Source organism: Streptomyces sp. ATLC9, assembly GCF_057196705.1.
Genome location: NZ_JBXUOY010000233.1, coordinates 1 through 8,057, shown reverse-complemented (window position 1 = coordinate 8,057; position 8,057 = coordinate 1). Strand labels below are relative to the sequence as shown.

Below are 8,057 nucleotides of genomic sequence, written 5' to 3'. Positions count from 1 at the left end.
AAACCGCAGGTCAGCCCGACGATACGAGCCCGGGAAAACCGTGAAACGTATCGAGACCCTCACCGAACATGCCCGCTTGAAACGGCTCAGAGGTTAAACGCCAAGCTGAGAGCCTGTGAGCGGATGATCCCATAGCGCGCGTGTGCGAGCGCCGTTCGTTCCTGGTCAGTCTGAAGAGCGCTGGTCCCCTGGGCCTCGGTGTACATGAACTTCCTGCCGTCCTTGCGCGTGACGACCGTGAACGGCCCGTCCACGCCGGAGCTTTCCTCACAGTCGAGCGGCATGACCTGAAGTTCGACGTTTTGCTTCTGGCCGACTGTGAGCAGGTGCTCCAACTGCCGGCGCAGTACGTCCTTCCCGCCGTACTGGCGCCGCAGTACCGGCTCGTCCATCACGAAACTGAGCAGCGGCGCGGGCCGCCGGTCCAGGAGTTCCTGGCGGGCCAGCCGCGCGGCGACGCGCAGTTCGACGGTCTCCGGGTCCAGCGGCGGGCGCAGCATGCCGAGCAGCGCCCGCATGTACTCCTCGGTCTGGAGCAGGCCGTTGACCACGAGCGTGTCGTACATGACCAGCTCGATGGCCTCCTTCTCCAGCGCCGCCATCCCCTGGAAGAAGAGCGGGTACTGGGCCCGCTCCACCTCCTCCTTCCACAGGGCCAGCAACCCGTCGGCGCCCAGCACTTCGTCCGCCCGCTCGATCGTCCGCGGTGACGGGATCCGCCGTCCCTGCTCGAACGAGGCGACCGTCGAGGCCGAGCACCCGATCCGCTTGCCGAACTCCTCGCGCTCCAGCCCCTGCCGCGACCGCAGGGCCTTCATGGTCCGCCCGAACGCGGTGACGACACCCCGCCCGCTCTCGTCCTCCGGCCGCCGCCCGGGCCCGTCGTCGCCTTCCCAGCCGTCACCGAAGTTCACGACCGCCCCGCCGCTCGGGGCGGTCTCCCCGTCCGTACGCTCCGTCATCGAACATCACCTCACCGGGCCAACGCGCCTACCCGGGAGGCGGTCACGCCGCATGGCTCGTACTCGCACGCGTACCGCGCGTACAAGCGGCCCGCGAGCCGCGTCACCACTGGTCGCGCCGCGCCACCGCGGGGACCGTGGTTGGTATGACGAGCAAGCCCGGCAGCCCCGCTGACGCCACCCGTCCCACCCAGCTCACCAGCCCCGGCGACCGCGTCTTCGGGATGCGCTTCACCTCCACGCCCAGAGGGCCCGTCTCGCCCGGCGGCCGGCACGTGTGCGTCGAGGTCACCGACACCCGCGCCGAACGCCTGCCGGTGTGCCCCACCACCCCGGACGCCGAGCGCCCGCGTGAGTCGGGCCGGGGCCTGCTCCTGGTGTCGGAACTGGCCACGCGCTGGGACTGGCACACGCGCAGGGACGGGCCGGGCAAGACCGTCCGGGCGGAGTACGCGCCGGGGGAGCGGTGAGCACTCATGTACATCTGCCACATGAGTGATCCGGTGGTTGGGACCACGGTTGAGGTGCGTGGCCATCTCACCGACATCATCAACCGTGCCCGGCGGGGGAGACTCCGGCGACCATAAACCGGCGCGGTAAAGAGGAAGGCGTGGTGATCGACATCGAGGAGCATCAGCGTCTGCGCCGGATTGCCGAAGACGTCGATGAGGCATGGCTCAACCGGCCGGCCGACGAGGCCGAGTCCGAAGGCGTGGAAGGGACGGTCTCGCTCCAGGAGATGTCGGCGCTGCTCCGCGCCGACAAGGACTGATCCATGAGGTGTGCAACGCCCTTCATCCCGTACATGCAGCGGGACATGCTGAAGACCCTGCGCGCCGACGCCGCGCGTCTTCTGCACCGCCTCGCCGAACTGCAAAAGGCGATGGACTCGGAGGACACCACGGCGTTCGACAGCAAAGCGCTGCAGGGCCACAGCGCCAGTTGGCGGCTCAGGATCGGTGACTACCGCGTCGTGTACACCGTGGAGGACGGCCAGTTGATCGTGTGGGTCCTGGCCGTCGGTAATCGTCGCGATGTCTATCGCAGGATTCCCTGAACTCCCGTCCTGCCGAGTCGCGTGGGTGGGACAGCGCTTCCCTGTGTGTCCTGGTCGGTGCCAACGGCACCCACTCGGTCCCCTCCCGGCCCCGGGGAAGGGTGAGGGCCGGGTCGCCGCGTACACAGGACGCACACGAACGGGGAGGTGCGCGCGGACCGGGTGCCGGACCTTCGCCCCGTCCGCGAGGCTGTGGCACGGTACAACGGTACAGGGGTACGGCTCGTGAGGGGATCGGGATGACACGCAGGCAGACAACGGCCCTGGCTCTGGCGGCGTTCGTGGCGGGCGGCGCCCTGGGGCTCGCGGTGGCGTCCGTCCAGGAGGACGGGACGCCCCCGGTGATGGCCGGCGAGGCCCGTCCGGCGGACCTGCAGGTGCCGACGACCCGGGTGGAACTCGTCGAGGCGTGGGCGGCCGAGCTCAAGCAGGCGGGCGAGGAACTGCCCGAGGGCTGGGAAGTGCTGACCACGGACGAGATACGCGGCCGCTACCTGCACCAGCGGATGGTCAACGCCCCGCGCGCCGAGGACATCGACCCGGGTATGGGCCGCCGCGTGGACGAGTGAAGGGGCGGACCCCGGCCGGGGCACGGGACCGGGTTGAGGTCCGCGCCTCCGGCGCCATGGAGGACCGGGTGGCCCGCTCGCCCCACCGGACCTCGCCCTCACCGGGGTCGCAGAGGCTGTCCCCACCGCGACGGGAGTTGGGATGCGCCTGAACCGCAGGCCGCCGGGCCGTAGACTTCGGCGGCGAACGCCGGCGACGCATGGCCGTTGCGCGCCCTCGTGGGGAGGAACCCGGATGCAGGACCCTTCGGAACCGACAGAGGCCGCCGAGCCCGGGCGGAACGGCCAAAGCCGCACCGCCGACTCACCCGGTGTGGACGATCCGCCCCCCGGCCCGGACGCGGACTCGGCGGAGGCGTCGACGGTCCTCGTGGAGGTGCTCCCGGGCACCGCTGTCGTCCTCGGTGAGGTACCGGCCGAACTCAGGCCCGACCTGGTCGACTTCGGGCTCGTGCCGACCTCCGACCGCGAACTGGTCTCCTCGGCCCTGGCCTCGATCGCGAACACGGCGACCGTGGCCGGCAACCTCGGGAACGCGTTTGCCGGAGTGCAGGGCCTCTACAGGCTCAGCGACGCGACACAGGCCCTGCTGAAGACCGGCGGAACACTCGCCGTCAAGGACGGCGCGAACCTCGGAGCGGTGTTCGCCAACGGCAAGATCGTCGGTCAGGCCCGCCTCATCCCCGTGACGTCGGTCAGCGTGGCGCAGACCGTGGCCGCGATCGGGCCGGCGCTGGCCATGGTCGCCCTCCAGATGCAGCTGAGCGAGATCACGGGCCTGGTCAGGACCAACATCGCTCTGACCAGCCAGGTGCTCGCCACCATCCGCAACGAGCAGTGGGCCGAACTGACCGGGCTCGTCACCACCGTCGACCGCGCGGTCGACCAGGCGCGAGAGATCGGATCGGTCCCCACCTCCCTGTGGGAGAACGTCGCGGGCAACGAGGCGGCGCTGGGCAAGCAGCTCGACCTGTACCGGCGGAACGTCTGCGGCCACGTCGAGCGGATCGACCAGCCCGACACACGCCGCCTGCGCGAGTACCTCCAGACGAACGCCGAGGCGATCGTCTTCGACGCTCACGCCCTCCTGTCCTCCGTCAAGGCCTGGACCGGCTACCAGGCGCTCCGCGCCGGGAAGGCGAGAGTCGCGGGAGGTGAGGACGCCGGTGAGGCACGGCTCGTCGACGTCATCGCGCGCGACACCCGCACGGAACTCGACTCCGCCCTCGCCGAGACGACGCGCCTCGTCGGCGCGCTGACGCGGGAGCTGCGCGTCGTCGCCGAGCTTCCCGGACGCGAGACGCTGACGCAGGCACTGCCGGGGAAGCGCAGAGACTCCAAGGCGGCCCGCCAGACCTCCGCCCGTCTTCTGGAGGCGATCGAGCCCCTTGCCGACACTCTTCGCCCGCCGACCCCTCCGCTCGACGCCCCGGACATCGTCTGCGCACCCGAATCGCTGGATCTCGAGCCCTACCTCCGCATCCTGCGATGGTTTGTCGAGGACGGGGAGACCCTCCGCGTCCTCGGCTTCCCCGACCAGCTCGACGCCCTTGGCCCGATCTCCGCGATCGTCGGCGGAGCGAGGGAGAAGCTGGCGGCGGCGAGGGACAGGGACAAGGCCGCGGCGAGGACACTGGTCGCCGTCACGGACCGCCGCATCATCGTCACCAGGGCGAACGCACTCCTGGAGCGGGGTGAGATCCGTCAGGAGATCCCGGTCGACCGGGTGCGGTACGTCCGGGCGGCGAGCACACAGGACAAGAGCGCGCGCCTGGCGATCGACCTCATCACGCGCGACGAGAGTATCCGGTGGCTCTTCCGCGCCGACATCGACAGCACCCGTGTGAACGCGTTCGCCGCCGTGCTCGCCGAGTCGATGGCGATCCCGGACGAGGAGCGCGAGGAGCTCCAGCGGCGGCCACCGACGGGCCGGGGTAGCCCAGCACGGTAGAGGCAGCCGCGGTCAGTCTTCAGACTCTCGCTTTAGTCTCAGCATCGCCGCCGATCGCCGGATCGACCGGGGACGGACGAACGCCGTCGGGTGCGAGTTCGACTCTCGCCCGCACCTCCTGCGCGGTGCGGTAGTCCAAAGGCAGAACACGACGGCATGATGACTGATCCGTCCTCTTGAACGCCACCGGCGTGCGCAACTGGGTGGCATCCCCAGGGGCCCGGGAGCTGGATACGACTCCCGGGCTCCGCCACGTCGTCCGGGCCACGTCGTCCGGCCGGCCGCACCGGGGTCGGGGGCACGCCTCGTGCCGGTGTCAGGAGGCGTGAGGCCGCCGGAGTCCCCGGAGGAGGAGGGCGATCAGGCGCCGGGGGTCGTAGCGGGGGTCGTCGTCGCGTCCGGCGCACAGGTTGCCGATGCCGCGCATCAGCTCGTACGGCTGCGCACCGGGCTCGATGTCGCCGGCCTCGACCGCGGCGTCGAGCAGTTGGGTGCAGACGGGCAGCAGGCGGTCGAGGAAGTGGGCGTGCAGCGCGGCGAAGCGGTCGTCGTCGGAGCGCAGGGCGTCGGCGAGCCCGTGCTTGGTGACGAGGAAGTCGACGAAGAGGTCGATCCACTGGCGCAGCGCGTCGAACGGGGAGTCGGCGCCGGCCAGCAGGTTCGGGCCGGCCTCGGCGCATTCCTCGATCTGGTGCCGGTAGACGGCCGTGACGAGATCCGCCCGGGTGGGGAAGTGGCGGTAGATCGTGGCCATTCCGACGCCCGCTCGGTCCGCGATCCGGCGGACCGGCGCATCGACGCCGGAGCTGACGAACACCTCGGCGGCGGCGGTGAGCACCGCCTGCCGGTTGCGCCGGGCGTCGGCCCGCCTGCCTCGGGACGGCGGCTCGCCCGCGGGACCGTCGGCGGCCATCAGGTACTCCCTCCATGCCGATTGACAAAGCGGAGCGGTGCTCCGGATAATAAATGGAGCAGCGCTCCGTTTCAGTTTAGCCGAACCGGGACGCCCCTGTCCGCCTTGCCCGCCGTCGGTCACAGGAGACCGGCGAGCCGCAGGCGCCACCGAAGGGAACCCACATCGTGAGCACGTCCCCCACCATCGACACCGACGCCCGGGACACGCCCGTCCCGGTCCTGTCCTTCAGCCCCGTGACCCTGACCGTGCCCGGACGCCCCGTGGACCTCCAGGTGCGCGTATCGGCACCCGTGACCGGAACCGGTCTCCCCGTCGTCCTCCTCTCCCACGGCCACGGCCCCTCGAACCACCTCTCCTCGCTCAACGGCTACGCGCCGCTCGCCGACTTCTGGGCCGCCCATGGGATGGTCGTCGTCCAGCCCACCCACCTCACCTCCAGGACGCTGAGCCACCTGGTCGCCGACGCCCCCGGCGCACCCGACTTCTGGCGCTCCCGCGCCGAGGACATGACCCACATCCTCGACCGGCTCGACCTGGTCGAGCGCACCGTGCCGCGGCTCGCGGGACGGATCGACCACACCAAGGTCGGCCTCGCCGGACACTCACTCGGCGGCTTCACCGCCGCCCTCCTGCTGGGCGCCGGGCTGAGGGACCCCGGCACCGGGAACGTGGTGCGTCTCCTCGAACCCCGGATCAAGGCCGGCGTGCTGCTCGCCGCGCCCGGCGGGGGCGGCGAAGCCCTCAACGGGCCCATGGCCGAACAGTGGCCGATCATCGGAGCCGTCGACTTCTCCACCATGACCACCCCCGCGCTGGTCGTCGCAGGCGACAAGGACGACCCCCGGCACTTCACGGACAGGGGACCGGACTGGCACGCCGACCCCTACGTCCTCGCCCCCGGGCCCAAATCCCTGCTCACCCTGTTCGGCGCGGAGCACGGACTCGGCGGGATCGCCGGATACGACGCCGCCGAGACCACCGACGAGAGCCCCCGGAGGGTCGCCGCCCTCGCCCGGCTCACCGCGGCCTACCTCCACACCCGGCTCCACCCCGGCGCCCCCGCGTGGCGGACCGCGTGCCGGGAACTGACGACCGGCCCCGCCCCGGTGGGACGGGTCGAGTCCAAGTAGGCCCCGACGACCGCGCCCCGTGCCGGCCGGCCCCGCCACGGTGCGAAGCGCCTCGGTGCCGGAACCCTCGGCCCTCACCGGTCTCGCCGCGCCGTGGCCGGTCCCCAGGGCCGCAGGGCGCCTGGCAGGTCGCCCTGCGGCGGGCCCCGTGCCCGGCAGTCCCTCTTCTCGGCGGGCACGTGTCACGTGCCGTCTCCGGCGCGAACGCCTCGCGTCCAACCGGACGGCCGCATGGTTTTCCGGCCATGGCCGAAGGGCGCCCTTCCGCGCCCGCCTCCCCGCTGCCCAGACTGCTGCGCGAAACGTGAGGGGAGAGGGGGCCGGGGATGGCTGCTCGCGGTGGAGGCCGTAAAGGCCGTGGGAGCCGCAAAGGTCGCGGGGGGCGCGGACGCGGCTCGGCGGCGCGGCGCAGGCGCGAGGCCCGGCAGAGGGCGGCGGTCGTCGGCGGCGTGGCGGTGCTGCTCCTGCTCACCGTCTCCTGGTCGGCCGTCTGGCCCTACCTCCTGGGGGCCGGGATCGCCGCGGGGCTCGGCGGCCTGGTGTGGTGGCTGTGGCGTACCGACCGGATCCTCCGCGGCGGGGACCGGGCCTGGCGGCAGGCGGACGCGATGGCGGCCGGACATCGCACCCTGGCCGAGGTGGACGCGATGTCCGGCACCGAGTTCGAGGAGCTGGTGGCAGAGCTGTGCCGTCGCGACGGCTGCACCGAGGTCCGGCGCGTGGGCGGATCCCACGACAACGGCGCGGACGTGCTCGGCCGGCTGCCGGACGGCCGCACGATGGTCGTCCAGTGCAAGCGGTACGCGCCGAAACGCGCCATCGCCAGTCGCGAGATGCGCGATCTGATGGGTGCGAAGGTGCACTTCGGGGCCGATGTGGCCGTCTTCGTGACGACCTCGCGCTTCAGCGCCCCGTCCCGGGCACTGGCGGTGGAGCACGGCATCCTGGCCGTGCACCGCGATCACCTGGGCCTGTGGAACAACGGCGCCTCCCTGCCCGCCCTGGCCGGCGTCAACGGCGCGGGCCAGGGCGACCGGGAACACCGCGCGCGCTGGAGGAACACCTACGGGGCGTAACCGCGCCAGGGGCCCGGCGGGCCGGGAAGCCGCCCCGGGAGAAACCGGGGGCGGGCGCGGGCCGTCGCGGACCGGGCTGTGGTCGACGCCGCGTACGCCGACCTGGAGCGCGAACAGGCCGCCGCCGATACCGCCTTGGCCGGGCACCCGGACCTGGGCGAGCGCGTGGGGAAGGACGGGACCGCGATCCGGGAGCTGATGGTGCGCAGGGGCGAGGAGTACGCCCGCCACCGCGGGCACGCGGACCTGTTGCGCGAGTGCGTCGACGGCCGGGTGGGGCGGTGGCGCAGGCCGGGGGCGGCGGGGTCGCTGGGGTTCCCCCCCCCCCGGCGTTCGCTCTGCCGGTGGTCAAGGAGTCAGGGACGCGCGCGTCCCTTTGTTCGCACTGGTCGCGAC

The 8,057-nt window shown here is 72.0% G+C and carries 9 protein-coding genes and 1 pseudogene; 8 read left to right on the top strand and 2 right to left on the bottom strand.

Features of this window, described 5'->3' with window-relative positions; all coding sequences use genetic code 11:
- Positions 1-86: 86 nt before the first annotated feature.
- Positions 87-962 (bottom strand): helix-turn-helix domain-containing protein, encoded by an 876-nt coding sequence (locus AC2CJA_RS20805; RefSeq protein WP_484604197.1) that lies wholly within the window; start codon positions 960-962, stop codon positions 87-89.
- A 146-nt stretch (positions 963-1,108) separates the two neighbouring features.
- Here AC2CJA_RS20805 and AC2CJA_RS20800 point away from each other — a divergent pair, with 146 nt between their 5' ends.
- From AC2CJA_RS20800 to AC2CJA_RS20780, 5 genes are all read left to right on the top strand, one after another.
- Positions 1,109-1,432: an ATP-binding protein gene (locus AC2CJA_RS20800; RefSeq protein ID WP_484604196.1), complete on the top strand. Its 324-nt coding sequence runs from the start codon at positions 1,109-1,111 to the stop codon at positions 1,430-1,432.
- 143 nt (positions 1,433-1,575) lie between these two features.
- Positions 1,576-1,734, top strand: coding sequence for a hypothetical protein (locus tag AC2CJA_RS20795; protein WP_484604195.1), 159 nt, complete (start codon positions 1,576-1,578; stop codon positions 1,732-1,734).
- Positions 1,735-1,779: 45 nt separating this feature from the next.
- The gene (locus tag AC2CJA_RS20790; protein ID WP_484604194.1) at positions 1,780-2,019 is read left to right on the top strand and encodes a type II toxin-antitoxin system RelE family toxin; all 240 of its coding nucleotides are present in this window, start codon (positions 1,780-1,782) and stop codon (positions 2,017-2,019) included.
- Between the two features lie 239 nt (positions 2,020-2,258).
- The gene (locus AC2CJA_RS20785) at positions 2,259-2,588 is read left to right on the top strand and encodes a hypothetical protein (protein WP_484604193.1); all 330 of its coding nucleotides are present in this window, start codon (positions 2,259-2,261) and stop codon (positions 2,586-2,588) included.
- Positions 2,589-2,823: 235 nt separating this feature from the next.
- Positions 2,824-4,539, top strand: a complete 1,716-nt coding sequence (locus AC2CJA_RS20780) for a hypothetical protein (RefSeq protein ID WP_484604192.1) — start codon at positions 2,824-2,826, stop codon at positions 4,537-4,539.
- 316 nt (positions 4,540-4,855) lie between these two features.
- Here the strand turns inward: AC2CJA_RS20780 and AC2CJA_RS20775 are convergent, their stop codons facing one another.
- Positions 4,856-5,452, bottom strand: a complete 597-nt coding sequence (locus AC2CJA_RS20775; RefSeq protein WP_484604191.1) for a TetR/AcrR family transcriptional regulator — start codon at positions 5,450-5,452, stop codon at positions 4,856-4,858.
- Positions 5,453-5,619: 167 nt separating this feature from the next.
- Here AC2CJA_RS20775 and AC2CJA_RS20770 point away from each other — a divergent pair, with 167 nt between their 5' ends.
- The 3 genes and pseudogenes from AC2CJA_RS20770 to AC2CJA_RS20760 form a co-directional block, all read left to right on the top strand.
- Positions 5,620-6,585 (top strand): alpha/beta hydrolase family protein, encoded by a 966-nt coding sequence (locus tag AC2CJA_RS20770; RefSeq protein ID WP_484604190.1) that lies wholly within the window; start codon positions 5,620-5,622, stop codon positions 6,583-6,585.
- 449 nt (positions 6,586-7,034) lie between these two features.
- Positions 7,035-7,661, top strand: a complete 627-nt coding sequence (locus AC2CJA_RS20765; RefSeq protein WP_484604189.1) for a restriction endonuclease — start codon at positions 7,035-7,037, stop codon at positions 7,659-7,661.
- A gap of 60 nt (positions 7,662-7,721) precedes the next feature.
- A pseudogene (locus AC2CJA_RS20760) lies at positions 7,722-7,943 on the top strand (mycothiol transferase); the annotation flags it as partial.
- Between the last annotated feature and the right edge of the window lie 114 nt (positions 7,944-8,057).